At 63.4% G+C, this 26868-nt stretch carries 22 protein-coding genes and 1 pseudogene; 8 read left to right on the top strand and 15 right to left on the bottom strand.

The features are described 5' to 3' along the window. Nucleotides 1-55: 55 nt before the first annotated feature. The 3 genes from NFX52_RS05665 to NFX52_RS05655 all read right to left on the bottom strand — a co-directional run bounded on the left by NFX52_RS05665 (nt 56) and on the right by NFX52_RS05655 (nt 1658). Entirely contained in the window at nt 56-280 is a 225-nt protein-coding gene (locus tag NFX52_RS05665) for a DUF1737 domain-containing protein (protein WP_055397837.1), read from the bottom strand. Nucleotides 281-288: 8 nt separating this feature from the next. Beyond that, complete coding sequence (locus tag NFX52_RS05660; RefSeq protein ID WP_055397838.1) at nt 289-840, bottom strand: NUDIX hydrolase; 552 nt, start codon at nt 838-840, stop codon at nt 289-291. A gap of 122 nt (nt 841-962) precedes the next feature. Further along, entirely contained in the window at nt 963-1658 is a 696-nt protein-coding gene (locus NFX52_RS05655) for a fumarylacetoacetate hydrolase family protein (protein WP_055397839.1), read from the bottom strand. Nucleotides 1659-1826: 168 nt separating this feature from the next. On the opposite strand from NFX52_RS05655, the gene NFX52_RS05650 reads away from it, so the two are divergent. From NFX52_RS05650 to NFX52_RS05640, 3 genes are all read left to right on the top strand, one after another. Beyond that, nucleotides 1827-2282 (top strand): MarR family winged helix-turn-helix transcriptional regulator, encoded by a 456-nt coding sequence (locus NFX52_RS05650; RefSeq protein WP_055397946.1) that lies wholly within the window; start codon nt 1827-1829, stop codon nt 2280-2282. A gap of 101 nt (nt 2283-2383) precedes the next feature. Further along, nucleotides 2384-3052, top strand: a complete 669-nt coding sequence (gene maiA / locus NFX52_RS05645; protein WP_055397840.1) for a maleylacetoacetate isomerase — start codon at nt 2384-2386, stop codon at nt 3050-3052. Further along, nucleotides 3049-3924 carry a purine nucleoside phosphorylase YfiH/LACC1 family protein gene (locus tag NFX52_RS05640; protein WP_055397841.1) on the top strand — a complete coding sequence of 292 codons (876 nt, stop codon included), beginning with the start codon at nt 3049-3051 and terminating at the stop codon, nt 3922-3924. Before maiA ends, NFX52_RS05640 begins: the two co-directional genes overlap by 4 nt. Here NFX52_RS05640 and NFX52_RS05635 read toward each other — a convergent pair. Continuing rightward, nucleotides 3844-4170 carry a hypothetical protein gene (locus NFX52_RS05635; RefSeq protein WP_055397843.1) on the bottom strand — a complete coding sequence of 109 codons (327 nt, stop codon included), beginning with the start codon at nt 4168-4170 and terminating at the stop codon, nt 3844-3846. The genes NFX52_RS05640 and NFX52_RS05635 overlap by 81 nt on opposite strands. A gap of 124 nt (nt 4171-4294) precedes the next feature. On the opposite strand from NFX52_RS05635, the gene NFX52_RS05630 reads away from it, so the two are divergent. The 3 genes from NFX52_RS05630 to phbB all read left to right on the top strand — a co-directional run bounded on the left by NFX52_RS05630 (nt 4295) and on the right by phbB (nt 8341). After that, nucleotides 4295-5995 carry a PHA/PHB synthase family protein gene (locus NFX52_RS05630; RefSeq protein ID WP_055397844.1) on the top strand — a complete coding sequence of 567 codons (1701 nt, stop codon included), beginning with the start codon at nt 4295-4297 and terminating at the stop codon, nt 5993-5995. Between the two features lie 80 nt (nt 5996-6075). Continuing rightward, on the top strand, nt 6076-7254 hold the full coding sequence (locus NFX52_RS05625; RefSeq protein ID WP_055397845.1) for an acetyl-CoA C-acetyltransferase: 1179 nt from the start codon (nt 6076-6078) through the stop codon (nt 7252-7254). Nucleotides 7255-7603: 349 nt separating this feature from the next. Further along, nucleotides 7604-8341 carry an acetoacetyl-CoA reductase gene (gene phbB / locus NFX52_RS05620; RefSeq protein WP_055397846.1) on the top strand — a complete coding sequence of 246 codons (738 nt, stop codon included), beginning with the start codon at nt 7604-7606 and terminating at the stop codon, nt 8339-8341. A 486-nt stretch (nt 8342-8827) separates the two neighbouring features. On the opposite strand, the gene NFX52_RS05615 is transcribed toward phbB, so the two are convergent. The 6 genes from NFX52_RS05615 to dapC form a co-directional block, all read right to left on the bottom strand. Next, a complete protein-coding gene (locus tag NFX52_RS05615; RefSeq protein WP_055397847.1) occupies nt 8828-10870 on the bottom strand; it encodes an ABC-F family ATP-binding cassette domain-containing protein in 2043 nt (680 codons plus the stop codon). Nucleotides 10871-10982: 112 nt separating this feature from the next. After that, on the bottom strand, nt 10983-11918 hold the full coding sequence (prmB, locus tag NFX52_RS05610) for a 50S ribosomal protein L3 N(5)-glutamine methyltransferase (protein ID WP_055397848.1): 936 nt from the start codon (nt 11916-11918) through the stop codon (nt 10983-10985). Then, nucleotides 11915-13108 (bottom strand): succinyl-diaminopimelate desuccinylase, encoded by a 1194-nt coding sequence (dapE, locus tag NFX52_RS05605; protein ID WP_055397850.1) that lies wholly within the window; start codon nt 13106-13108, stop codon nt 11915-11917. The genes prmB and dapE overlap by 4 nt, the downstream gene beginning before the upstream one ends. Nucleotides 13109-13271: 163 nt before the next feature. Continuing rightward, nucleotides 13272-14435, bottom strand: a complete 1164-nt coding sequence (locus NFX52_RS05600; RefSeq protein ID WP_055397852.1) for a PilT/PilU family type 4a pilus ATPase — start codon at nt 14433-14435, stop codon at nt 13272-13274. Nucleotides 14436-14505: 70 nt separating this feature from the next. Beyond that, nucleotides 14506-15339, bottom strand: coding sequence for a 2,3,4,5-tetrahydropyridine-2,6-dicarboxylate N-succinyltransferase (gene dapD, locus NFX52_RS05595; protein ID WP_055397853.1), 834 nt, complete (start codon nt 15337-15339; stop codon nt 14506-14508). Between the two features lie 37 nt (nt 15340-15376). Next, a complete protein-coding gene (dapC, locus tag NFX52_RS05590; RefSeq protein ID WP_055397854.1) occupies nt 15377-16582 on the bottom strand; it encodes a succinyldiaminopimelate transaminase in 1206 nt (401 codons plus the stop codon). 340 nt (nt 16583-16922) lie between these two features. Here dapC and NFX52_RS05585 point away from each other — a divergent pair, with 340 nt between their 5' ends. Continuing rightward, the gene (locus NFX52_RS05585) at nt 16923-18413 is read left to right on the top strand and encodes a methyl-accepting chemotaxis protein (protein WP_055397855.1); all 1491 of its coding nucleotides are present in this window, start codon (nt 16923-16925) and stop codon (nt 18411-18413) included. A 55-nt stretch (nt 18414-18468) separates the two neighbouring features. On the opposite strand, the gene rsxB is transcribed toward NFX52_RS05585, so the two are convergent. From rsxB to NFX52_RS05570, 3 genes are all read right to left on the bottom strand, one after another. Continuing rightward, nucleotides 18469-19185 (bottom strand): electron transport complex subunit RsxB, encoded by a 717-nt coding sequence (gene rsxB, locus NFX52_RS05580; RefSeq protein ID WP_055397856.1) that lies wholly within the window; start codon nt 19183-19185, stop codon nt 18469-18471. Further along, nucleotides 19182-20828 (bottom strand): polyhydroxyalkanoate depolymerase, encoded by a 1647-nt coding sequence (locus tag NFX52_RS05575; protein ID WP_207401860.1) that lies wholly within the window; start codon nt 20826-20828, stop codon nt 19182-19184. Before NFX52_RS05575 ends, rsxB begins: the two co-directional genes overlap by 4 nt. Before the next feature lie 207 nt (nt 20829-21035). Further along, on the bottom strand, nt 21036-22127 hold the full coding sequence (locus NFX52_RS05570) for a GTP pyrophosphokinase (RefSeq protein ID WP_055397858.1): 1092 nt from the start codon (nt 22125-22127) through the stop codon (nt 21036-21038). Between the two features lie 231 nt (nt 22128-22358). Here NFX52_RS05570 and NFX52_RS05565 point away from each other — a divergent pair, with 231 nt between their 5' ends. Further along, nucleotides 22359-25163, top strand: coding sequence for a bifunctional diguanylate cyclase/phosphodiesterase (locus tag NFX52_RS05565; RefSeq protein ID WP_082437420.1), 2805 nt, complete (start codon nt 22359-22361; stop codon nt 25161-25163). A gap of 55 nt (nt 25164-25218) precedes the next feature. Here NFX52_RS05565 and NFX52_RS05560 read toward each other — a convergent pair. After that, nucleotides 25219-25617, bottom strand: a pseudogene (locus NFX52_RS05560) (GNAT family N-acetyltransferase); the annotation flags it as partial. A gap of 184 nt (nt 25618-25801) precedes the next feature. Then, nucleotides 25802-26794 (bottom strand): tRNA dihydrouridine(20/20a) synthase DusA, encoded by a 993-nt coding sequence (gene dusA / locus NFX52_RS05555; protein ID WP_252635576.1) that lies wholly within the window; start codon nt 26792-26794, stop codon nt 25802-25804. Nucleotides 26795-26868: the final 74 nt, after the last annotated feature.

Below are 26868 nucleotides of genomic sequence, written 5' to 3'. Positions count from 1 at the left end.
CGGCGCGCTCGGCGGCTGACGGCCCGCGACCGGCGATGCGTCGGACGGGCGGAGGTCAGACCACTGTGCCAGGCCACACAATGGCCTGCGCCACGATCACGGTCTGGCCGTTGAACGTGGCGGCGGGGGATCCGTACAACCGGTAGCCCAGTGCCAGCGCGTCGCTGACACGGCGGCAAAAGCTGGCGTCATCAGGGCCTGTGAGCAAGCGGTAGGCTGGCAGGCCATCGGGAGGTGTGCTGGCCGGGGCAGGGGACGTGGAGGTGGTAGTGGCAGTCATCCCACGGCCTATTCGATGTCAATGAAGTGCATACCCATGGCGCCCGCCTTGCGGTCGGCAAAGTAGCATTCCAAGGTTTCCTTCACGGTGCGGAAGGCCAGCTCGTCCCAGGGCACCTCGTCTTCGGCAAACAGACGCGCCTCGATGGTCTCGTAGCCGGGGTTGAACTGGTCGCTCAGCAGCGTGGCGCGGTAAAACAGGTGTACCTGGCCCACACGGCGCACATTCAGCAGGCTGAACAGCGGGCCCATTTCAATCTGGGCGCCAGCCTCTTCGTCTGTTTCTCGCGCGGCGCCCTGGGCCGTGGTTTCGTCCAGCTCCATGAAGCCTGCGGGCAGGGTCCACTTGCCCCAGCGGGGTTCGATATTGCGCTTGCACAGCAGGATGCGGCCATCGGGCAGTGCGGGCACCGTGCCCACCACGTTGAGCGGGTTCTCGTAGTGCACCGTGTTGCAGACGGGGCACACTGCGCGCTGTTTGGTGTCGCCGTCGTCCGGCAGGCGGTAGACCACGGCGGTGCCACAGGCGCGGCAGTGTTTGATGGGGCTGCGGAAGGTCATCGGAGGATTTTTCAAATCAAATCGGCTGCCAGCGCTTGTTCTATAAGCGCAAGCAGCTATGAAAAGCATAGTGCAGGGGCTGTGCGTCCAGACTGGGGCCGCGCGGCGCCCCGGCCAGGGCGTTACACCACGCTCAAGCGCAGCGTGCCCAGGCCTTCGACACCACCCTCCAGCACATCGCCGCGCACCACGGCGCCCACGCCTTCGGGGGTGCCGGTGTAGATCAGGTCGCCGGGCTGCAGCTCCCACGCGGCCGAAAGGTGTTCGATGGTTTCGGCAATGTTCCAGATCAGCTGCGCCACACTGCTGCGCTGCTTGTCCGCTCCGTTGACCTGCAGCCAGATGGCCGCCTTGGCAACGTCGCCCGCCTGCGCTGCCGGGGTGATGGGCCCAATGGGCGCGCTGGCGTCAAAGCCTTTGCCGATGCACCAGGGGCGGCCCTGTTTTTTCATGTCGTTTTGCAGGTCGCGGCGTGTCATGTCCAGGCCCACGGCATAGCCGTAGATGTGTGCCAATGCGTCGGCGGCCTTGATGTTTTTGCCACCCTTACCGATGGCCACGACCAGTTCGATCTCGTGGTGCAGGTTGGCGGTGAGGCTGGGGTAGGGCAGCTGGCCCGTTTCGCCCGCGTTGACCACCACGATGGCATCGGCGGGCTTCATGAAGAAGAAGGGTGGCTCGCGGCCGGTGAAGCCCATTTCCTTGGCATGCTCTTCGTAGTTGCGGCCCACGCAATAAATGCGGTGTACGGGAAAGCGGTCGCCGCTGCCCACCACGGGCACGCTGGCCACGGGGGCGGGAGAAAACACGTAGCTCATGTCAGCCTCTCGAATTTCTGGGTTCAATGGAAATGAATGGTTGCCGGACGGCGCGGATGCCAGGGCAAGGACTGTGTCGCAAAACCCCGGGGTGGACCCTGCGCGCCCTCGGTGTGGCAGTGTGCCATGGGTGCGGGCCGCCTGCTGGGGGGCGCTACACTCGCGCCCATGGCAAAGAGCTTCGATTTCCACAACACGCCAGGCCACCTGGTGCGCCGTGCCCACCAGCGAACCGTGGCGCTTTTCATGGAAGAGACTGCGGGGTTTGACGTGACGCCGGTGCAGTTCGCCATCCTGCACGAGCTGCTGGCACGGCCCGGTGAAGACCAGGTCACCCTGGCGTCCCGCGTGGCGTTCGACGCTGCCACATCGGGCTCGGTAATTGGGCGGCTGGAAAAACGCGGCTGGATCCGCCGCGAGCCCGACACCCGCGACCGCCGCCGCAAACTGCTGTGGATCACCCCCGAGGGCGAGGTGGCCGCGCTGCAGATGCGTGATGCCGCCCAGCGTGTGCAGGAGCGGCTGATGGCGCCACTCAACGCGCAGGAGCGCGTCGATCTGATGGCCATCCTGTCCAAGGTTGTCTACAACCACCAGGACCCGGCAGGGGCCTCGGGCGCCTGACGGACCCGGGCGGCCCCGAGGCTTGCCCATTCAGCGCCCGCTGTAGTGTGGGGCCTCACTGCCACGCTTTGAAACGTCCCCTTTCACAACGCATTTTCTGCATGCAGCTCTACAACTACTTCCGTTCCTCCGCCTCGTTCCGTGTGCGCATCGCGCTGCAGATCAAGGGCTTGCCTTACGACTACATCCCCGTGCACCTCGTCAAGGGTGAGCACCAGGCCCCGGCGTACGCCAGCCGCATCGGCGATGCGCTGGTACCCACGCTGGTGACCGATGACGGCGCGGCGCTGTCCCAGTCGATGGCCATCATCGAATACCTGGAGGAAACCCACCCTACGCCCGCGCTGCTGCCTGCCACGCCCCTGGCGCGGGCACACGTGCGTGCGCTGGCGCAGATGGTGGCGTGCGAAATCCATCCCATCAACAACCTGCGCGTTCTCAAGTACCTGGTGCGCGAGCTGAAGGTGGACGAGGGGGCCAAGAACGCGTGGTACCACCACTGGGTGCGCAGCGGGCTGGAGGCCTTTGAGCGCCAGCTGGCACTGTTGGCGCAAGAGCGCGAAACCCAGGGCCTGCCTCCCTCCTTGCTGTGCTGGGGCGACACCCCCACGCTGGCCGACTGCTGCCTGGTGCCGCAAATCTTCAACGGCCAGCGTTTCAACGTGGACCTGGGTGGCCTGCCACTCACGATGGGGGCATTCGACGCCTGCATGGCGTTGCCCGCCTTCCAGAAGGCCCAGCCGTCCGCCTGCCCGGACCACGAAGCTTGACCCCGCACGAAGGCCCTCTGGCGGCGGCCGACTGCTTGGTGCCCGACTGGCCCGCGCCCGAGGGCGTGTTTGCACTGTGCACCACACGCACGGGGGGCGTGAGCCTGCCACCCTATGACAGCCTGAATCTGGGGACCCATGTGGGTGATGTCGCGGCCGCCGTGCACACCAACCGCATGCGGCTGCAATCCACGGTCGCTGCGGTGGCGAATGGCACACGGGCGGTGTTTCTGAACCAAGTACACGGCGATGGCGTGGTGCACCTGGACAGCAGCACACCCGATGGCATCGACGCCGATGCCTGCGTGGCCACCGCGCCCGGTGTGGCCTGCACCATCATGGTGGCGGACTGCCTGCCGGTGCTGCTCGCACACCGTTCAGGCCGTGTGGTGGCGGCGGCGCATGCAGGCTGGCGCGGGCTGGCCGGAGTGGGCGGGCAGGGAGTGCTGGAATCGGCTTTCAAGCGTTTTGAGGGCCTGGCGCTTGGTGGCAAAGCGCTAAATGCTATCAAAATAGAAGCAAACGATCCTGCCCAAACGTTCGCCCAGGACACCCTGGTCTGGCTGGGCCCCTGTATTGGCCCGCAGGCCTTTGAAGTGGGGGCCGAGGTGCGCGCGGCATTTTGCGAGGCGAACCCGGCTTCAGAGGCGTGTTTTGTGCCCAGCGGCAGTGCCAAAGGCAAATACCTGTGCGACCTGGCTGGACTGGCTCGACTGCGGCTGCAGGCGCTGGGGATCACCCACATCCACGGCAACGATGGCACATCGCCTTGGTGCACCGTGACCAACGCTTCACGGTTCTTTTCGCACCGCCGCGACAGTGGGGCTCTCGGCGCTAGCGGGCGCTTCGCCGCCTGCATCTGGCGCAGCTGACGCCGTGGCACTGGCTGCGGCTGCGGCTTGCTCCGCATCGTAGGCCGCCTGCTCTGCGGCCTCGCGTGCCTTGATCGCCCGCTTGCGCGAAGGAGTGCCAAGGATGTACACCAGAATGCCCATGGGCAGCATCCCATACAGCGCAAAGGTGATCACGGCGCCGAGCACGGTGCCGTTGGGGCTGGTGGCTTCGGCCACCGCCATCATGAGGGTGACGTAGGTCCAGGCGATGACGATGAGGTACATTGGTTTGTGTTCAGTGCAAGCGTTGAATCCGTTGCCATGTGCAAAGGGCTCGGCAACAATGAACCCGAGAGATAAAAAACCAGAAGCTTTGCCGCTGCGAGCGACCAATCACTGAGGAAAGAGCATGAATTCTGAATCACCCTGGGCCGAGAGCGCCGAGCAGTTCCAGAAGATTTTCGGGCAAAGCTGGTCGCAGGCGCTGCAGTCGTTCCAGAAGCTGGACATGGGCACCCAGGTTCCTGCAGCACCACCCCTGAAATTTTCGCCCACCAAGCTGCAGTCCCTGCAGCAGCAGTACCTGAAAGACGCGCAGGAACTCTGGGCCCAGGGCCTGCAGGGAACCCCCGAAGTCAAGGACCGCCGCTTCTCCGGCGAGGGCTGGGCGAGCAACCCCGTTGCTGCGTTCTCAGCCGCAGCCTACCTGCTCAATGCCCGCACCCTCATGGGGCTGGCCGACGCGGTGGAGGCTGACGAAAAGACCAAGGCCCGCATCCGCTTTGGCGTGGAGCAGTGGATGGCTGCCATGGCGCCCAGCAACTTCCTGGCCTTCAACGCCGAAGCACAGAAAAAAGCCATCGAGACCAAGGGCGAGAGCATTGCCAAAGGCATGCAGAACCTGCTGCACGACATCACACAGGGCCATGTGTCAATGACCGACGAAAGCCTGTTCGAGGTGGGGCGCAACGTGGCCACCACCGAAGGCGCGGTGGTGTACGAGAACGAACTGTTCCAGTTGCTCGAATACAAGCCGCTGACCGCCAAGGTGTACGAGCGGCCCTTCCTGCTCGTGCCGCCGTGCATCAACAAGTTCTACATCCTCGACCTGCAGCCCGAGAACTCTCTGATCCGCTACGCCGTGGAGCAAGGCCACCGGACCTTTGTGGTCAGCTGGCGCAACCCTGACGACAGCCTCGCCCACAAGACCTGGGACGATTACGTGGAAGACGGCGCCATGGCCGCCATCGACGTGGTGCAGAACATCACGGGCGCCGACCAGATCAATGCGCTGGGTTTTTGCGTAGGCGGCACCATCCTGAGCAATGCGCTGGCCGTGCTGGCCGCGCGCGGCGATGAGCCCGTGGCCAGCGCCACTTTCCTTACCACGCTGATCGACTTCACGGACACCGGCATCCTCGACGTTTTCATTGACGAGGCGTTTGTGAAATTCCGAGAGATGCAGATGGGCAAGGGCGGCCTCATGAAGGGGCAGGACCTGGCCTCGACCTTCAGCTTTCTGCGGCCCAATGACCTCGTGTGGAACTACGTGGTGGGCAACTACCTCAAGGGCGAAACGCCGCCCCCGTTCGACCTGCTGTACTGGAACAGCGACAGCACCAACCTGCCAGGCCCGTTTTACGCGTGGTACCTGCGCAATTTCTACCTTGAAAACAACCTCGTCCAACCGGGCAAGCTCACCGTGTGTGGCGAGAAAATGGATTTGGGCAACCTCGAGCTGCCTGTATACATCTACGGCTCGCGCGAGGACCACATCGTGCCCATCAATGCTGCGTATGCCTCCACCCAGGTGCTGCCCGGCAAGAAACGGTTTGTGATGGGGGCCTCGGGGCACATAGCGGGCGTCATCAACCCGCCTGCCAAAGGCAAGCGCAGCCACTGGATTCGCGCCGACGGCAAGCTGCCCGCCACGCTCGACCAATGGCTCCAAGGCGCGACCGAGCACCCTGGCAGTTGGTGGACCGACTGGTCTGGCTGGCTCAAGGGCCACGCGGGCAAGCAGATCGCGGCGCCCAAGGGCTATGGCAAGGGCACCAAGTTCAAGGCCTTGGAGCCCGCCCCCGGCAGCTACGTTAAGCAGAAATCCTGATACGCAAAAGTCCTGACCCGCTCTTGCTTTCTGCACCTCGAAAATTACCCAGCAACAACCTCCAACCACAAGGACATTCCATGGAAGACATCGTCATCGTTTCGGCCACCCGCACCGCTGTGGGCAAATTTGGTGGCGCACTGGCCAAGACGCCTGCGACCGAACTGGGCGCCATCGTGATCCGCGAAGCCATCGCGCGCGCGGGCCTGTCGTCCGACCAGATTGGTGAAGTCATCATGGGCCAGGTGCTGGCCGCTGGCGTGGGCCAGAACCCCGCCCGGCAGGCTTCCATGAAGGCCGGTGTGGCCAAGGAAACCCCTGCGCTCACGATCAACGCGGTGTGCGGCTCAGGCTTGAAGGCCGTGATGCTTGCTGCGCAGGCTGTTGCCTGGGGTGACAGTGAAATCGTCGTGGCTGGCGGCCAAGAGAGCATGAGCATGGCGCCCCACGTACTGCCCGGCTCGCGCGATGGCCAGCGCATGGGCGACTGGAAGCTCATCGACACCATGATCGTGGACGGCCTGTGGGACGTGTACAACCAGTACCACATGGGCATTACGGCGGAGAACGTTGCCAAGGCCTACGGCATCACCCGTGACATGCAGGACGCCCTGGCCCTGGGCAGCCAGCAAAAGGCTGCCGCAGCGCAAGATGCCGGCAAGTTCGTGGACGAAATCGTGGGTGTGAGCCTGGCGCAAAAGAAGGGCGACCCCATCCTTTTCAATGCGGATGAATACCTGAACCGCAAGACCAATGCCGAAGCGCTGGCAGGCCTGCGCCCCGCGTTTGACAAGGCGGGTAGCGTGACGGCGGGTAATGCATCCGGCCTGAACGATGGCGCTGCTGCCGTGGTGGTGATGAGCGCCAAGAAGGCGGCCGCCCTGGGTCTCAAGCCCCTGGCACGCATTGCGGCCTTCGGCACCAGTGGTCTGGACCCCGCCACCATGGGCATGGGCCCGGTGCCAGCGTCACGTAAGGCCCTGCAGCGCGCAGGCTGGAACGCTGCCGATGTGGACCTGTTCGAGCTGAACGAAGCCTTTGCCGCACAAGCCTGCGCGGTGAACAAGGAATTGGGGATTGACCCTGCCAAGGTGAACGTGAACGGCGGTGCCATCGCTATCGGCCACCCCATCGGCGCTTCCGGCTGCCGCATCCTGGTAACGCTGCTGCACGAAATGCAGCGTCGCGATGCCAAGAAGGGCTTGGCAGCGCTGTGTATTGGTGGCGGCATGGGCGTGTCCCTGGCCTTGGAGCGCTAGTAAGCCCCTGCGCTTGGCGGCACCTGCGGTTCAGCCGTTTCTCAGGTGCAAGGCCAAAAATCGAAGCCGCGTTACGACGCGGCTTTTTTATGTCTGGCTTCAGTGTGAACGTGTCGCCGCCGTGGTCCCACCTTAGCGCGCGCAGGTGGTTGCAAGATGTTTCTGTTGGGCCGTAGGAGGGCTGTGGCTTGCACCAAAACTGTGACTCTGCCGAGACACATAGCGCGTAAGGCGCATGACGCATGCCGATATGCCAAAAAGAAAAGGGCTTCAGTGTTTTCCTTCACGGCGGCGGTAGATTTCTTCGGTAGAGTGGCTGTTGAGCAAATCACCAACAAGGAGAAATCACATGAGCCAGAAAGTTGCATACGTCACCGGCGGCATGGGCGGCATCGGGACTGCCATTTGCCAGCGCCTGCACAAGGAGGGTTTCAAGGTCATCGCAGGTTGTGGCCCTACCCGTGACCATGCCAAGTGGCTGGCTGAGCAGAAAGCCCTGGGCTACACCTTCTATGCGTCGGTGGGCAATGTGGGCGACTGGGATTCCACGGTAGAAGCCTTTGGCAAGACCAAGGCCGAGCACGGCACCATCGACGTGCTGGTGAACAACGCCGGCATCACCCGCGACCGCATGTTCCTCAAGATGTCGCGCGAAGACTGGGACGCGGTGATTGAAACCAACCTCAACAGCATGTTCAACGTCACCAAGCAGGTGGTGGTCGACATGGTGGAAAAGGGCTGGGGCCGCATCATCAACATCAGTTCGGTGAATGGTGAGAAGGGCCAGGCGGGCCAGACCAACTACTCGGCGGCCAAGGCGGGCATGCATGGCTTTTCGATGGCTCTGGCGCAGGAGCTGGCCACCAAGGGCGTGACGGTCAATACGGTGAGCCCCGGCTACATCGGCACCGACATGGTCAAGGCGATCCGTCCCGATGTGCTCGAAAAGATCGTGGCCACGGTTCCCGTCAAGCGCCTCGGTGAACCCAGCGAAATCGCTTCCATCATTGCGTGGCTGGCTTCGGATGAGGGTGGCTACGCCACCGGTGCTGATTTCTCGGTTAACGGTGGCCTGCACATGGGTTGATGCCCGAAGGGTTGGAAAAACAAAAAACCCCGCAATGCGGGGTTTTTTGTTGGAGGAGCAAGAGGGAAGGGGCTGCCGGTTACCTTGCTTCGAGGAGCCTATGAAATGGGCCGTTCGGCAGAAACACAACCGGTACCTTGGTACGCTTTGTGCTTCGGTTTTGAGGCTGGCATTGGATGGGCGCTTGAAGCGGGAAAATGGCTGCCACGTCTTCAGAAGCGGGCGGGAGCGCGCTTGCGATCGCGTTCGTCTTCGGGCCAAGCGGACAAGATTGCGGTGGTATTCATGCTGGAAAACTCCTGTGATGTACCAACAACGCGGCCCATCTACTGTCCGTTGACAGCGTCTCGCAAAAAAATGCAACCGTAAGTGCCCGCAGGCTTACCTCTACACCGCTATCAAAAATAATAGCTAAAAATGATTGCTGGATAAGCGCAAAGGTCGAATAACGATCACTTTGTTATTACATGAATTTACATTTTTGGCCTATGCCGCTGCCGAGATTTCTTCCAGTTCCGAAGAAATTTCCAGCCAGCGTTCTTCCAGTTGGGCCGTCTCTTCATGGCCTGCCTTCAGGGCGCGGCCACACTCTGCGATCTCGGCCGGGGGCAGGGCCTGCGTGAGCTTGTGCTCGAGCGCAGCCCGTTCGCCAGCCAGCGTCGCCAGGCGCTTGTCGATCTGCTCCAGCTCTTTTTTGAGTGGCCGTGTTTTTTCGGCTTGTTGCTGGCGCGCCTGGGCATCCAGTTTGCGTTGTTCTCGCCCGTCCCTTGAAGGGGTTGTGGCGGAGGTCGGTGTGGGCACCGGGGCCGCGACAGGAGCGGGATTTGCTGCCGCTGAAGTTGCGTTGGCCTTGGGGGCCGTGGAGCTTGCCACCGAGACCTGTGCCTGCTCGGCCAGGCGTGCCTCTTCGCGAAGGCGTTTGGACTCTTCGAGCAGGTAGCGCTGGTAGTCGTCCAGATCGCCATCGAAGGGCCCCACAACGCCCCGGCCCACCATCCAGAAGTCTTCGCAGACCGAGCGCAGCAGCGAACGGTCGTGGCTGACCAGCATGACGGTGCCGTCGAAGTCGTTGAGCGCCATGGCCAGGGCTTCGCGGGTGGCTAAGTCCAGGTGGTTGGTAGGTTCGTCCAGCAGCAGCAGGTTGGGGCGTTGCCACACGATCATGGCCAACACCAAGCGGGCTTTTTCGCCACCGCTCATGGTGCCCACGGCTTGCTTGACCATGTCGCCCGTGAAGTTGAACGTGCCCAGATAGCTGCGCAGGTCTTGCTCGCGGCTGGGTTGCTTGATGTCGGGGCCCAGTTCCTTGGCCAGGCGGATCATGTGCTCCAGCGGGTTCTCGCCGGGGCGCAGCACGTCGAGTTCCTGCTGGGCGAAGTAGCCGATGTTCAGGCCCTTGCCTTCGGTCACGCTGCCGCCCAGGGGTTTCATGGTGCGGGCAATGGTTTTGACCAGCGTGGACTTGCCCTGGCCGTTGGCACCCAGAATGCCGATGCGCTGGCCCGCCAGCACCGAGCGGTTCACGCCGGTGAGGATGGTGGTGGGCGTGCCCTCGTCGTCCACATAGCCAAATGATGCATCGCTGATGGCCAGCATCGGGTTTGGCAGATTGGCGGGTTCCTTGAACTCGAAGGTGAAGTCCGCCTCGGCCAGCACGGGGCCAATCTTTTCCATGCGTTCGAGCTGCTTGACGCGGCTTTGCGCCTGCTTGGCCTTGCTGGCCTTGGCCTTGAAGCGGTCGATGAACTTCTGCAGATGGGCCATCTTCTCCTGCTGTTTGGAGAAGCTGGCCTGTTGCAGTTCAAGCTGCTGGGCGCGCAGCTCTTCGAACTTGCTGTAGTTTCCACCGTAGCGGTTCAACTCGCCTTGCTGGATTTGCAGGGTGACGTTGGTGATGGCATCCAGAAACTCGCGGTCATGGCTGATCACGATCATGGTGCCCGCGTAGCGCTTGAGCCAGGCTTCGAGCCAGACCAGGGCGTCCAAGTCCAAGTGGTTGGTGGGCTCGTCCAGCAGCAGCAAATCGCTGGGGCACATCAGCGCGCGCGCCAGTTGCAGGCGCATGCGCCAGCCGCCCGAAAAGCTGTTGACGGGCTGGTCGAGCTCGCTCACGCGAAAGCCCAGGCCCAGAATAAGTGCCTGCGCGCGTGCCACCGCATCATGGGCACCGGCGTCGTGCAGGTCCGAATAAGCATGGGCGATGGCCATGCCGTCGTCGCTGGCCTCTGCGTCCAGCAACTGTTGCTGGACCTCGGCCAGACGCGTGTCACCCTCCAACACAAAGTCAGTGGCCGACTGGTCGGTTTCGGGCATGTTCTGCGCGACCTCCGCCATGCGCCAGCTGGTGGGGATGTAAAAATCTCCCCCGTCTTCGTGCAGTTTGCCGCTGAGCAAGGCAAACAGGCTCGACTTGCCCGCGCCATTGCGGCCCACAAGGCCGACGCTTTCGCCGGGGTTGATGGTGGCGGAAACGCTGTCGAGCACGACTTTGGCGCCGCGTCGCAGGGTAACGTTCTTGAGGGTGATCATCCGGAACTCAGAAAAAAGCGCACCCGCACTGGGCGGGTGGCGTGAAAAAGCAGGGGGCCAAGGCTGTTGCAAACCATGCAACGGATGCAACAAGGCGGTGGCGCGCAACCCTCTATTGTGCCGTGAGCCGGCTTTGGGCGGCCAAGGCCTGCCGAGTCACCAGCAAAACCTGGTCTTCACCCGCACTGGTATCGAGCCAGAAAACAGGCAGTTGGGGGAAAGCGGCCTCGAAGTAAGCGCGTTCGTTACCGATCTCCAGAATGATCACTGCATCCTCACTCATGCAGGCGGGAGCAGCGGCAAACAGCTGGCGCACAAAGTCCATGCCATCGTTGCCTCCGGCCAGGGCCAGCTCGGGCTCGGCACGGTATTCGGCGGGCAAGGCGGCCATGCTGGCCGCATTCACGTAGGGCGGATTGCACAGGATCAGGTCCCAGGGGCCGGGCAGGGCAGCCAGGCCATCGGACAGCTGCAGCTGGATGCGGTCTTGCAGGCCGTGTTTGTCCACATTGATGCGGGCTACCGCCAGCGCGTCGGGCGATATGTCGGCGCCCGTCACTTGCACCTCGGGCCAGGCCATGGCCGCCAGCACGGCCAGGCTGCCGTTACCCGTGCACAGGTCCAGCACCTGGCGGGTGTGATCGCTCAGGTACTCGTCAGCCCCCCCATCGACCAGCAGTTCGGCAATGAAGCTGCGCGGCACGATGGCGCGTTCGTCCACGTAGAACGGTACACCCTGCAGCCAGGCCTCTTGTGTGAGATAGGCGGCGGGCTTGCGGGTGCGGATGCGCTCTTCAAAAAGAGTAGCTACCAGCGCTTGATCGGCGGGCGCTACGGGCTGATTCTTCATGGAATCGGGGGCTTCCGACAGATCACTGTCCAGCGGCAGCCCCAGACGCCAGAGCACCAGCCAAGCGGCTTCGTCGTGGGCATTGGTGGTACCGTGGCCAAAGGAGACGCCTGCTGCGGCAAGGCACTGCGCACCCGATTCGACCAGGGCACCCACGGTATCGCCCGCGACGGTGGGGTGCTGTTGTGGAGTGTTCATGCTGGCACTCCATAGGCGGCCAGGGCCTGCGCATGCAGGTTTTCCAGCGTGCGGCGGTAGATGTTCTTGAGGGGGTCAATGTCGGCCACCACGATGTGCTCGTCGATCTTGTGGATGCTGGCGTTGGGGGGGCCGAGTTCAATCACCTGGGGGCACACCTGGGCGATGAAACGGCCGTCGCTGGTTCCGCCCGTGGTGGAGAGTTCGGTGGTCAGCCCGGTCTCTGCAGTGATGGCCTGCTGCACGGCGCCCACCAGTTCGCCGGGGGTTGTCAAAAACGGCTGGCCGCCCAGCGTCCAGCGCAGGTCGTATTCCAGGCCATGGCGGTCTAGCACGGCGTGCACACGCTGCTGCAGGCCTTCGGCCGTGGATTCAGTCGAGAAGCGGAAGTTGAAGTCGATCACGACCTCTCCCGGGATCACATTGGTGGCACCCGTGCCGCCGTGCATGTTGCTGATCTGCCAGCTGGTGGGCGGGAAAAACGCGTTGCCCTGGTCCCACACCGTGGCCGCCAGCTCCGTGAGTGCGGGCAGGGCCTGGTGAATGGGGTTGCGGGCCAGTTGCGGGTAGGCAATGTGCCCCTGAATACCGCGCACCGTGAGCTTGCCGCTGAGCGTGCCGCGCCGCCCGTTCTTGATCATGTCGCCCGTTTTTTCGACGGAGGTAGGTTCTCCGACGATGCAGTAATCGAGCTTTTCACCACGCGCCTTGAGTTGCTCGACCACAACCTTGGTGCCATCCACCGAGGGGCCTTCCTCATCGCTGGTCAGAAGAAAGGCCAGCTCGATCAGGGGTGCTGGCGTGGTGGCCAGGAACTCTTCCACCGCCACGACAAAGGCGGCGATGGAAGTTTTCATATCGCTGGCACCACGGCCATACAGCTTACCGTCCTTGTGGGTGGGTACAAACGGGTCGCTGCTCCATTGGGCCAGCGGGCCTGTGGGTACGACATCGGTGTGGCCGGCAAACACTATGGTTTTAATAGCTGCTTGCGCTTTTCCATCAAGCGCTACAGGCCTTTTTGCCCACAAGTTGCTGACACGAAAGTCCGCCGGGCCGCTGTCCAGGCGCTCACACACAAACCCGAGCGGAGCCAGCCGCGCGGCCAGCAGGTCCAGGCAGCCCGCATCCTCGGGGGTGATGGAGGGCAGGGAAATGAGCTGTTCGGCGAGGTGCAGGGTACGGGACATTGGGGATTCGGTGGGATGGGGCCGTGCAGTCAGCTGTAGTTAGAGAGCGAAGCGTAAGCATCAGCGCGGCCTAGGCGAGAGACGGCAAGCCAAGGACCGCCCCGCAGCGAGGGCGTCGTCCCCCAGGGGGAAGGCGCCGCAGGCGACTCAGGGCGGAGACATTTCATGCCGCTGGTTTGACGTCCAGCACGATCTCGGTGAAGGAAGGCGCGTCGTCGGGTGCATCCCGCGCTTCCTTCTGCGCCTTGGCGGCATTGGCGGCCAGGGAGAAGTCGTTTTGCAAGCGCCACATGAGGTTGGTAGGCGAGTCAGCGTAGGCCATGCCTTCCTTGCGGTCGATCTTGGAGTCCATGATCAACCGGGCGAGGGCTTCCTCAAAGGTCAGCGAACCTTCGGCCATGGACTTCTCCATCGCTTCTTTGACGCCTGAGAAATCGCCTTTTTCGATCAGGTCGGACACCAGCTTGGTGTTGAGCATGACTTCCACCGCCGGAGCACGGCTGCCGTCGATGGTGCGCACCAGGCGTTGGGAGATGATGGCCTTCAGGGCGGATGCCAGGTCGCCCAGCATGGTGGGACGCACTTCGACGGGATAGAACGACAAGATGCGATTGAGCGCGTGGTAGCTGTTGTTGCCGTGCAGCGTGGCCAGACACAAGTGGCCGGACTGGGCGTAGGCAATGGCGGCCGACATGGTTTCGCGGTCGCGGATTTCGCCGATCAGGATCACATCCGGCGCCTGGCGCAGCGCGTTCTTGAGGGCGGTCTGCAGCGATTGGGTATCACTGCCGATCTCGCGCTGATTGACGATGGATTTCTTGTTCTTGAACTGGTACTCGACCGGGTCTTCGATGGTGAGGATGTGGCCGGTGAGTGCTTCGTTGCGGGTGTCGATCATCGACGCCAGGGATGTGCTCTTGCCCGAGCCCGTGGCGCCGACCATCAGGATCAGGCCCCGCTTTTCCATGATGAGTTCGCGCATCACGGGTGGAAGGCCCAGCGAGTCGAATTCGGGAATCTGCTGCGAGATGAAACGGATCACCACCGCGTAGCTGCCGCGCTGGCGCATGGCACTGATACGGAAGCGGCCCACACCGCTGAGCGGCACGCCCATGTTCAGCTCGCCGGTTTCCTCCAGTTCTTCGATGCGATCTGGAGGAACCACTTCGGAGAGCAGGTTGCGCGGCGCATCGGGCGGCAGGATCTGGTTGTTGATCGGGATGCATTCGCCGTTGATCTTGATCAGCGCCGGGGCATTGGCCGACAGGTAGACGTCTGATGCCTTCTTTTCGCTCATCAGGCGAAGAATCCGCTCCATCGTGCTCATGGTGTTTCCCTCTTGTTGTCGGTGTCTGTCGGCGGGCAGGCGGGATGGCCTGCCCCGGCCTTGAATGCGATCAGTCGCGCAGCAGGTCGTTGATGCTGGTCTTGGAGCGCGTCTGCGCGTCCACCTGCTTGACGATGATGGCGGCGTACATGCTGTAGGGCGTGCCGTTGGCGGCCGTCTTGGGCAGGTTGCCGCTGACCACCACCGAGCCCGAGGGCACGCGGCCATAGCTGATCTCGCCCGTGGCGCGGTTGAAGATGGGGGTGCTCTGGCCCAGGTACACGCCCATGCCCAGCACGGAGTTTTCTTCCACCACCACGCCTTCAACTACCTCGGAGCGGGCGCCGATGAAGCAGTTGTCTTCGATGATGGTGGGGCCGGCCTGCAGAGGCTCCAGCACGCCACCAATGCCCACGCCGCCCGACAGGTGCACGTTGGCGCCGATCTGTGCGCACGAACCCACGGTGGCCCAGGTGTCGACCATGGTGCCTTCGCCCACATAGGCGCCGATGTTCACGTACGAAGGCATCAGGATCGCGCCCTTGGCGATGAAGCTGCCACGGCGGGCGACGGCGGGTGGCACCACACGCACCCCGGTGGCCTTCATTTCTTCTTCAGACAAGTGGGCAAACTTGGTCTGCACCTTGTCGTAAAAACCCAGGTCACCGGCCTTGACGACCTCGTTGTCCTTCAGGCGGAACGACAGCAGCACGGCCTTCTTGATCCACTGGTGCACTGTCCACTGGCCCACACCATCGCGCGTGGCGACGCGCAGCGTGCCGTTGTTCAGCTCGGCGATCACATGCTCGACAGCGTCCTGGATCTCCTTGGGGGCGGCGGAGGGCGAAAGGCTGGCGCGGTTGTCCCAGGCGTTGTCGATGAGGGTTTGCAGTTGTTGGGTCATGTTGTTGTCTGTCAGTCTGTGGATCAGGAATCAGAAATCAGGCAGTGCGGGACTGGATGAATTGCACGATGCGCAACGCAGCCTCCGCGCACTCTTCGGTTTCGGCCACCAGGGCCATGCGCACGCGCTGGGCACCGGGGTTGCTGCCCTGGGCCTCGCGGGCCAGGTAGCTGCCAGGGAGCACCGTAACATTGTATTGAGCCAGAAGAGCCCGCGCGAACTCGGCGTCGTCCATGGCAAGCTGCTCGGGGACCTTGGCCCAGAGGTAGAAACCTGCATCGGGAAGGGCTACTTCCATGACACCCGCCAGCAGCGGCGTGACTTGGGCGAACTTCTTGCGGTAGCGCGTGCGGTTTTCCACCACATGCTGCTCGTCACCCCAGGCTGCAATGCTGGCGGCCTGCACGATGGGGCTCATGGCGCTGCCGTGGTACGTGCGGTACAGCAGGAAGGCCTTGATCAGGGCCGCATCTCCCGCCACAAAACCACTGCGCATGCCGGGCACGTTGCTGCGCTTGGAGAGACTGGTGAAGGAGATCAGGTTCTTGTAGTCGCTGCGGCCGAGCTTGTCTGCAGCCTGCAGGCCGCCCAACGGCGGTTCGTCGCGGAAGTAGATTTCGCTGTAGCACTCGTCCGAGGCAATCACAAAACCATACTGGTCGCTCAGTTCAAACAACTTCTTCCACTCCGTCAGCGGCATGACGGCGCCGGTGGGGTTGCCAGGGGAGCAAACAAAAAGCAACTGCGTCCGCTGCCACACGGAGTCCGGCACCGCGTCCCAATTCACGGCGAAATTGCGTGCCGGGTCGCTGGCCGCGTAGTAAGGGGCCGCGCCCGCCAGCAGGGCTGCACCTTCATAGATCTGGTAGAACGGATTGGGGCAGACTACCAGCGGCTGGCCTTTTGAAGGATCGATGATGGTTTGGGCAAACGAAAAAAGTGCTTCCCGAGAACCATTCACGGGAAGGACCTGGGTGGCCGGATCCAGCGTGATGGCATAGCGCAAATTCAGCCAGCGGGTGAAGGCCTCGCGCAAGCCCAACTCGCCAGCGGTGGCGGGGTAACTCGCCAGGCCACTGAGGTTGTTACTGAGTGCATCTTTGATGAACTGCGGTGTAGGATGGCGTGGCTCACCCATGCCCAGGCTGATGGGGCTGTAGGCTGCCGGGGGCACCACCCCCGCAAAGAGCTGCCGCAGCCGCTCGAAGGGGTAGGGCTGGAGATGGGAAAGCAGGGGATTCATGGGGCGCCATTATGGGCGATCACCTCAGATCAGTCGGCGCTGGATCGGCCATGGTTTAGCGGATCGTGACCGGAGCTGACCTCAATGCGTCGATGGGCCCGTGGTCTGTCAATCCGCTGTAAGGGATGTCCTGCATAACCCTTGCGAGTCGGTGGTAGTGCGGATCGGGATAGGCCGCAAGGCGTCTTTTTGCAGCCAATAGCTGGGCTATTGGCAAGAAAAGCAACGCAGCGGACTGCCCGAGGCCGCGCTATCACAGACCGCAGGGAGTTATGCAGGACATCCTAAATGCGTGTACCTAGTATTCAGGCCGTTTGATCAGAACAATAGAGGAGACACGATGTCAGGATTCCTACCGCTGCGTCCGGGGCTCTGGTGGATGCGCAGGTGGCATTTGCCTGGCAAGCTGCTCTCGCTGAGTCTTCTGGTGGGGGCGGCACTTGCCATTGCTGCGTTTGGGGCGCCTTTGTGGGCGCTTGCCTTGGCCGTAGTGGTGGTGTCGTACGCTCTGCTCGTGCTTTACCTCAGTCTGGCCACCGACCTTGCGGGTCTGGCGCAAACCATAGAGCTGACCCAGGCCGGGGATCTGCGGGCGCAGCCCCGTCGCGACTACGGACAAGACGAAGTGGCCGAGATGGCGCAGTCGCTCGACCGCATGGTGATCACGCTCTCCTCCATGGTGGCTGACATCCGTAGCAATGCGGCGCTGGTCGCGCATGCTGGGCAGAGCCTGGCCGAGGGCAATCGCTCGCTGGCCGACCGCACCGAGCAGCAGGCGGCCAACCTGGAGCAGACGGCCGCCAGTGTGGAGCAACTGTCTTCAGCGGTGCAGAACAACGCCCAGACCGCGCACAGTGCAGATGCCAGGGCGGCGCAGGTGCGTGACGCAGCCGATGTGGGCGCCCAGGCCATGGCACGTGCCGTGCAATCGGTCGAGGCCATCCAGCAAGGTGCGCGGCGCATGACCGAAATCATCGGTGTGATCGACAGCATTGCTTTTCAGACCAATATCCTTGCCCTGAACGCAGCCGTTGAGGCTGCTCGCGCCGGAGAGCAGGGCCGTGGGTTTGCCGTGGTGGCAGCAGAGGTGCGCACGCTGGCCAAGCGGTCCAGCGATGCCGCGCACGAAATTCGTGAACTGATCGGTGCCTCGGTCAGTCAGGTCGAAACCAGTGCGGGCCTGATTCGGTCGGCCGGGGAGGGGATCTCGGACATGGCGGGGGGCATTCGCAGCGTGGCAGCCAGCATGAGCGAAATCTCCGGATCGAGCGCCGAGCAAAGCACCGGCCTGCGCGAGGTGAGCGCCGCCGTGCAGCAACTGGACCAGATCACCCAGCACAACGCCCAGATGGTGGGCCATGCCGTGCAACAGGCAGAGGCCCTGGAAAGCCGTGCATCCACCCTGTCGCGCGCGGTCTCCGCATTCCGCCTGCAGCAGGGCACGGCCGAGGAGGCAGTGGTGCTGGTGGGCAAGGCCATGGCGCTGCACAAGAGTACCTCGCGCGACCAGTTCCTGCGCAGCATCACTGACAAGAATCAGCCCTACTACGACCGCGACATGTATGTGTTTGTCCTCGACCCCGCAGGCACCTACCTGGCCTTTGGGGGCAACACCGCCAAGGTGGGAACGCGGGTGCAGGACATTCCTGGCATTGCGGGCGACCGGCTGGTGAACGACATCGTTTCCCAGGCGGACCGTGAGCCGGGCTGGGTGGAGTACGACATCACCAACCCTGCCACGGGTGCGGTGCAGACGAAGATGTCTTACGTCAGCCGCGCGGGCGATCTGTATGTGGGGTGTGGGGTGTACAAGACGCTGGCAGCGCGTTGATCCCTTAACCCGCAGGCACTGGCCCAGAGCGTGGGTTCTGATAGCGCCCGACCGACTACTGCGGCCCCTGTAGCCGTCGCTGTCGGGCTCGCTCCATCGCTGCAGCGATGACGGCTTGGCGCGCGGCTTGGGCATTCTCTGCGGCAGCGGGGGAGACCACCTGGGCTGAAGATGCAGCGCCGTCCTTGGCCGACGCTCCGGGCGCTTCTTCTTCCTCTCCTTCGTCCATTACCGGATCCAGCGGAAGACGTTCGCGATGGGCCTGGTAGCGCTGGCGCGCCTGCTGCGCCAGCGGGGCAGACCATCCCGCCCATCCGGTGGCGCTGCCGCTAGCGTTTTCGAGCTGTATGCAGTCTACGGGGCATACGGGGATGCACAGTTCGCACCCGGTGCAATAGGGCTCGATGACGGTGTGCATTTTTTTGTGGGAGCCCACGATGGCATCGGTGGGGCAGGCCTTGATGCACAGCGTGCAGCCGATACACCAGGCTTCGTCGATGTGCGCCACGGTGCGTGGGGCTTCCACACCATGCTCCGCACTCAGCGGCAGCGGTGCTTGACCCGTGATGGCTGCGAGGCGGGCGATGCCCTCAGCGCCCCCCGGGGGGCACTGGTTGATGGGCACACCCTCTTCGGCAATGGCCCGGGCGTATGTGGCGCAGTCGGGATATCCGCAGCGTGTGCACTGCGTCTGGGGCAAGGCCGCGTCGATCCGCGCCGCAAGCGTGGAGACGGCGGCAGTTGATGCAAAAGCTGGCCGGGGGGCGCTCAAGCCTTGCGCACCGCATTGCGGCGGGTGCGGGCAGATGCTGCGGCGGTCACCGTAGTCTTCGCTGGCGTGGCAACGCTCACATCAGCGGGTGCGGCAGCGCCGGTGGGCTTGCTGGTGGTGGCAGCGGGTGCAGGTGCCACCCAGCGGGTGGCCACCGCCGCAGGCGCCTTGGCCGTAGGCTTGATTGGCGTTTTGGCGGCTGCTTTGACGGGCGTTTTTACAGCCGCTGTGGCGACGGGTTTGACGAGTGGCTTGGCGGCTGCCTTGGGAACAGGCGCTACGGCTTTTGTTGCTGCTGCTGCTGCTGCTGCTGCTGCTGTGCGCTGGGGCGGGTTATCGTCCGGCGTTTCCGTGACGGGGACTGCGATTTTCGCCTGGGGCTTTTCGTGCTCCAGGATGAAAGCGCGCACCTGGGGGTAGACCACTTCGCGCCAGCGCCGACCGCTGAAGATGCCATAGTGGCCCGCGCCCTTGGCCTCCAGGTGGCGCTGTTCCTTGCGCACGATGCCGCTGCACAGATCGTGCGCGGCTTCGGTCTGGCCCGAGCCGGAGATGTCGTCAAGCTCGCCTTCCACCGTGAACAGTGCGGTGGTGGTGATGTCCTGCGGGCGCACGCGCTCGATCTTGCCGTCGGGGGAGCGCACATCCCAGGTGCCGTGCACCAGTTTGTAGTCCTGGAACACGGTCTGGATGGTTTCCAGGTAGTAGTCGGCGTCCATGTCGAGCACGGCGTTGTACTCGTCGTAGAACTTGCGGTGAGCCTCGACACTGGCGTCGTCGCCCTTGATCAGGTCCTTGAAGTAGTCGTAGTGGCTGCTGGCGTGGCGGTCCGGGTTCATGGCCACGAAGCCGGTGTACTGCAGAAAACCAGGGTACACGCGCCGCCCTGCGCCAGGGAAGTTCTCGGGCACGCGGTAGATCACGTTGTTCTCGAACCACTCGAAGCTGCGATTCGTCGCCAGGTTGTTCACCGAGGTCGGGGATTTGCGGGCGTCGATGGGGCCGCCCATCATGGTCATCGTCAGCGGCGTGGTTTCGCCACGGCTGGCCATCAGGGACACGGCTGCCAGCACGGGCACAGTGGGCTGGCACACGCTGATCACATGGCAGTTGCCATAGATGCCCTGCAGGTGGCGGATGAACTCCTGCACGTAATTCACGTAGTCGTCGAGGTGGAACTCACCATCCGCCAGAGGGACCAGCCGGGCATTCTTCCAGTCGGTGATGTAGACCTTGTGGTCCTTGAGCATGGTGCGCACGGTGTCGCGCAGCAAAGTGGCGTAGTGCCCCGACAAGGGCGCCACGATCAGCACCACAGGCTGCGTCTTGAGCTTGGTCAAGGTGGCGGTGTCGTCCGAGAAGCGCTTGAAGCGGCGCAGTTCGCAGAACGGCTTGTCCATCTCGATGCGTTCATGCACCGCCACACCAACGCCGTCCACATCCACCGAATGGATCTCGAAAGCGGGCTTTTCGTAGTCCTTGCCCAGGCGGTACAGCAGTTCGTAGCCCGCAGACATGCGCTGCGCCAGCGGGCTTTCGCTGAAGGGGGACATGGGGTTGCTGAACAGCTTGGCAGCAGCCTGCGCGAAATCGGTAAAGGGCTCCATCAGGGAGCGCTGGGTTTCGTAGATGTGATACAGCATGGGCGAAACTCCGTTATGTTGCAGTGCAATATAACAGCACTTCGTAACAAGCGCATGGAGGAAAACCACCAATGCCAAGTCACCTATGCGACAGATCAAGGCGACTCACTTGGATCTTGTCCAATGAGCCGATGCCAGTCAAATTGCTATTGAATAGATAGCTGTAAATTTAATGTGGACTAGCGGTAGGGCCCAATTTTTCTCAAATTACTGCAGCTTTGGCTCAGCCTGCTCCTGCAGCCACGCCTCGAACGACTCCCGGGCTGAGTTGCGCAGGGCGGGGCGGAACGCGGTCTTGTTACTCAGGTACAGGCAATGCCGGATCACGGTATACGGATTGAAGCTGGCCTGTGGGTTTTGTTCTTCGAAGTGCTGCTTGTAGCGCTTGACCACGCCCACGGTCTCGCGCATCAGCGCATTGAAGCGGGCTCGCGTCATGCCACGGGACCACGCCTGAATGTCGTCCACAAAACCGTCTACCTTGGAAGGCTCGAACTCAAAATCCTTGAAGAAGTGCGTTGCAATCTTGAGGAAGGTGAACGCGTTGAGCTCGCTGCTGGGGGCTTGGGCCTTGCTGGGGGCCTGCGGGTTGTCGGCGGTGGCAGGGTCGGGCAGCGGCTCGGCGGTTTCGTCGGGGGCTTGCAGCAGTTCGGCGGCCGTGGCGTCGCGGATCTGGCGGAACTCGCGGTCGGCCAGCTCGAACAGGGCTGACAGCACATTGATGCGGCGCTTGAGTTCGCCTGGGATCGATTTCTTGTACTTGATTCGATGGTCCAGCACGCTCCAGGAGTCCTGGATGATGGTGCGCACCTGCAGCTCGAACGGCAGGTGGGCATAGGCTGCATGCTCAGGCTGCGTGCGTTCGGCATGGCTGAGCTTGAGGTCCAGATGCAGGCCTTTGTAGCCAAATGAGGCCTCGGTGCTTTCCACCGCCGTCACCTTGTCGGTGACATCGATCACGGCAAAGTGCCCGCGCACGATGGCCGCAATTTTCTCCAGCTCGTCCTCGTACAGGCACACCACACGCACGCCGACCAGGTCGGTGATGTAGTGCTGGATCTCGTAGGGCGTGTTGTTTTCCTCCAGTGCCGGGCGGTATTTGCGCACGAACTTGCGGATGCACTCATCCACATCCTTGACGCGGCCCTCCACCTTGGCGATCTCTACCCCACCCGACTGCGTGACCACTGCGGCCACCATGGCGGTGAAGGCGGTGCAGGCGGTGTCCAGCGCAGCGGATTGCTCTGCGTAGAACGCGCGGAAATGGGATTCCTCCAGGTCGAAATCAAGCGATGGCATGCTGGTTCTTTGGTGTGCGAGGGTGGTGGGTGGGGGGCGTGCTCAGGCCCCTGGTGCGGTGTTGAGGATGGTGCGCAGGGAGCATATCCAACAATGCCCGCCCAGCGTTGCCCTGTGTGCAAAGTGTGTGGGCAAATTCTGCTTTCTTGTGCCGGACAGATGCCCATAATGGTGCAGATCGCCACGGCGGTGGCTTTTGCCCACCGTGGCGCGTACATCACCCAGAACGCCATGACCCAACATTCTCCGGCAGGGATCGTCGATGCAGCCGCTGGGTCCACACCCTTGGCGCCTTCCCCTGGAGGAGGGAAGGGGACCACCAGCCACCGGTGGGTTCCCGTGGTGCTGCCGCCTCTGGTGGGGCTGCTGACCCTGGGGCTGACGTTCTTGTACTGGCAGAGCGCCGAGAGCGGTGCCCGCGCCAAGCAGGAGCAGAACTTTCAGGTTGCGGCCGACCAGATCGCCTACAACCTCAAGGACCGGATGGCCACCTACGAGGTGGTGCTTCGCGGAGTCAAGGGGTATTTTGAAGGGTCCGAGCGCATCGACCGGGCCGAGTTTCAGGCCTATGTGGGGGCGCTCCAGCTGCGTGAAACGCGCCCTGGCCTGCAGGGGGTTTCGCTCGTCATGCAGCTACCCGCTTCGGCGCTGGCGGCACACCTGGATGACATGCGCCAGCGCGGTTTTGCCCAATACACCGTGCGCCCCGAAGGTGCGCGCGAGGTGCTGGCGCCCATCACCCACATCGAGCCCTTGGAGGGCAACAACCTCAAGGCGCTGGGATTCGATGTGCTGACACTTCCCCCAGCAAAGGAAGCACTGGACCGGGCCCGTGACACCGGAGAGCTCGCCTTGTCCGGCCAGTTGACGCTGCTGCAAAACAGCAGCCCGGGGCTGGTCATGTACATGCCGCTGTATGGCGCGGGCGTCGATACACGCGCGGTGCATGGTCGGCGTGCAGGCCTTGCCGGCTGGGTGTCTGCGCCGTTCCTCCTGGAAGACGTGATCCACGGCATGTCGCGCGAGTTTGATGCCGACATCGGCTTTCGGATCACCGACGACACCAGCGCAGGCGCTCAAACCCTGCTATTTAGCAACGTTGTGCACCAGGCCGCTGTGCAGGGAGATGCCCCCTCGGGTCTGCAGGCACGGCGTGTGCTGGAACTGGGTGGCCGCCGCTGGGTGTTGCAGATGTCGCCCCTGCCTGCGTTTGCAGCGCGTTTTCAGGATGAGGGGCACCACCCTGTGGCCCTGATGGGCACGGTGCTGAGCCTGTTGCTCGCCTGGTTCACCTGGATCTTGGCCACGGGGCGCGAGCGGGCCGTGGCACTGGCACGCGACATGACGGCGGAGCTGCGCGCCACGCGCGATGACCTGGAGAGCACGCTCAACGCCATCCCCGACCTGTTGTTCGAGGTGGGGCTGGATGGCTGCATCTACCACTACCGGTCGGCGAGGTCCGAAGCACTGGCCGTGCCGCCCGAGATGTTTCTGGGTCGCCTGCTGCGCGACGTGGTCCCGCCCGAAGCCGCCGCTGGCTGCCATGCAGCGCTGGAGGCCGCGCACCGCACGGGCTATTCGGCGGGCCACCAGTACCGCCTGGAACTCCAGGGTACTACGCACTGGTTTGAGTTGTCCATTGCCCGCAAGGAAAGCGCCACTTCGGGCGATGAACCCCGGTTTATCGCGCTCTCGCGCGACATCACCGAGCGCAAGCAGGCCGAGGCGCGCACGCACCAGCTGGCATATTTCGACGCGCTCACCGGCCTGCCCAACCGGCGCATGCTCCTGGACCGCATGGAGCACGCCTTGCGCAGCGCCCAGCAAACGGCGCAGGTGGGCGCCGTGCTGTACATCGACCTCGACAACTTCAAGCAGATCAACGACGCGCGGGGGCACACGCTGGGTGACACGCTGCTCATGCAGGTGGCGCAGCGCCTCGCGCAGCAGCTGCGCCCCGGCGACACCGTGGCCCGCCTGGGTGGGGACGAGTTTGTGGTGCTGGCGCACAACGTGGCGACCGATATGGAGGCCGCCGGGCGCCAGGCCCTGCTGGTGGCCGAAGAAATCCGCACTGCGCTGGAAGCGCCATATACCATCGACACGCACCTCTACAGCACCACGGGCAGCATCGGCATTACGCTGTTCCCCAAGCGCGGCGAAGGCGTGGAAGATCTGCTGCGCGAGGCCGACACCGCCATGTACCGCGCCAAGGACCTGGGCCGCAACCGCATCCGCTTTTATGAGGCGGCCATGCAGGCCGATGTGCAGGAACGTCTGGCGCTGGAGCAGGACCTGAAGAAAGCCCACGCTCTGGGCCAGTTGGCTGCATTCGTGCAGAGTCAGGTGGACGCATCCGGCACCGTGGTGGGCGGCGAGTTGCTGATGCGCTGGGACCACCCCACGCGCGGCAATGTGCCGCCCGGCCGCTTCATCCCCATCGCCGAGGCCTCGGGTCTCATCCTGCGCATGGGCGACTGGATGATCCAGCAGGCCTGCGAAACCCTGGCCCGCCTGCAGGCTGCGGGGCGCGAGCTGTCGCTGTCGGTCAACGTGAGCGAGCGGCAGTTCCGCCAGGATGACTTTGTCGAGCGTGTGCGCCACATGCTGGCCCACACCGGCGCCCATCCAGCCAACCTGATCCTCGAAGTGACCGAGAGCCTGCTCATCGAGGATCTGGACGACACCATCGCCCGCATGACCGAAATCGTGGGCCTGGGCGTGCGCTTTTCCATCGACGACTTCGGCACTGGTTATTCGAGCCTGGCCTACCTCAAGCGGCTGCCGCTGTACGAGCTCAAGATCGACAAAAGTTTTGTGGACGACACCCCTGACGACCCCAGCGACACCGCCATCGTGCAGTCCATCATCTCGGTCGCCAGCCACCTGAACCTGCGCGTGGTGGCCGAGGGTGTGGAAACCCGTGCACAAGCAGATTTTCTGGTGGCGAGCCAGTGTGACTGCCTGCAGGGCTACCTGTTCGGGCGGCCGGAGCCGCTGGCGGCGTGGCTCGGTAGGCTGACTTCACCGCAATGATGCGCTGCCCGCTTGGTGAAAGTGCTGCACCGCCCGATCAGGAGCCGAAGGTGGCTCAATGGGCCACGAACGCCCAGCGTTCATGGTCCCGCCAGCGGCCATTGATCTTGAGGTAGCGGGGCGAAAAGCCTTCTTGCCGGAAGCCACAAGCCCGCACCAGCGCAATGGACGCTGCGTTGCCGGGCTGGATGTTCGCCTCCAGCCGGTGCAGCTTCAGTGGCCCAAAGGCGTGGCGCAGCAGCTGTTGCATGCCCGCACGCATCAGGCCCTGGCGCTCGTAACCGGCGAAGACGTAGTAGCCCAGGTAAGCGCTGCGAAAGTTGCCCATCACGATCTGTGAGAGATTGAAGACGCCCGCGATCTGTTCGCCTTCGCCCGCTTTGGGCGGCCGGCACACCAGAAAACCCTGGTTCGCAGGCGTGTCCAGCTGCGCCAGATATGCTGCAAACGACTCGGGGGTCGATGGCGCCGAGGTCTAGGGTGTATGCAGGGCCTGGCTGCGCTGGGCCAAAGTGACAAAGCGCTCTGCATCCGCTGCCACGGGTGCGCGCAAGGCGACGGGCGCGGTGGCTTGGGTTTTTACGCGCACTTGCACACGCTTTGGTTCTGCCCGCAAGCCATCACCCCGCTGCGCGGCGTCAGGCAGCCAGGGCCTGGGCTGCTGGGTCTGCAGAAGATTCAGGCGCGTTGGCATACGCCTGCATCGCCAGCGCATGCACCTCGCGCGCAGGGCGGTCCTTGAGCAAATGGTTGCTCCACACCTGGCGCCAGATGCGGGCGCCAGGCAAGCTGTGGCGCAGGCCCAGCATGTGGCGGGCGATGTGGGGCCAGGGGATGCCGTACTGGGCAGCCTCGCGCTCCATGTACTCGACCATCTTGAGTTCGACCTCTTCGCGCGTCAGGGGGCAGGGCATACCACCTTGTTCGCCGTAGTAGAGCTGGTCCCAGCGGGCCAGCCACCAGGGGTTGTGGTAGGCCTCGCGACCGATCATCACACCGTCCAGGTGCGTGAGCTGCTCTTGCACCACCGCATCGGTGGTGATGCCGCCGTTGATGGCGATGGTGAACTGCGGAAACTCGGCCTTGAGCTGGTGCACCACCTCGTAGCGCAGGGGCGGGACATCGCGGTTTTCCTTGGGAGAGAGGCCTTGCAGCCAGGCGTTGCGCGCATGCACGATGAACACGGTACACCCGGCGTCGGCCACGGTGCCGATGAAGTCGCGCACAAAACCGTAGTCCTCCACCTTGTCGATGCCGATGCGGTGCTTGACGGTGACGGGCACGCTGACCACGTCCTTCATGGCCTTCACGCAGTCGGCCACCAGCTGAGGCGATTTCATCAGACTGGCGCCAAACGCGCCGCGCTGCACCCGGTCGCTGGGGCAGCCGCAGTTGAGGTTGATTTCGCCGTAGCCCCATTGCGCGCCCAGGCGCGCAGCCTCGGCCAGCTTGTCGGGCTCGTTGCCGCCCAATTGCAGGGCCACAGGGTGCTCTTCGGCGTTGAAGCGCAGGTGCCGCTCGGTGCCGCCATGGATGATGGCGCCCGCGTTCACCATCTCGGTGTACAACAGGGTCTGGCGGGTCAGCAGCCGGTGAAAGTAACGGCAGTGGCGGTCGGTCCAGTCCATCATCGGGGCGACGGACATGCGCCAGGGGCTCAGGGTGGTTTCCACGGGCAAACTAGAAAAGCGGGGAGGGTGGGGGT

It is taken from the genome of Acidovorax facilis, from assembly GCF_023913775.1.
Classification (GTDB): Bacteria; Pseudomonadota; Gammaproteobacteria; order Burkholderiales; family Burkholderiaceae_C; genus Acidovorax; species Acidovorax facilis.
Note: the sequence above shows the minus strand (reverse complement) of the source record. Positions and strands in the feature narration are given on the sequence as shown.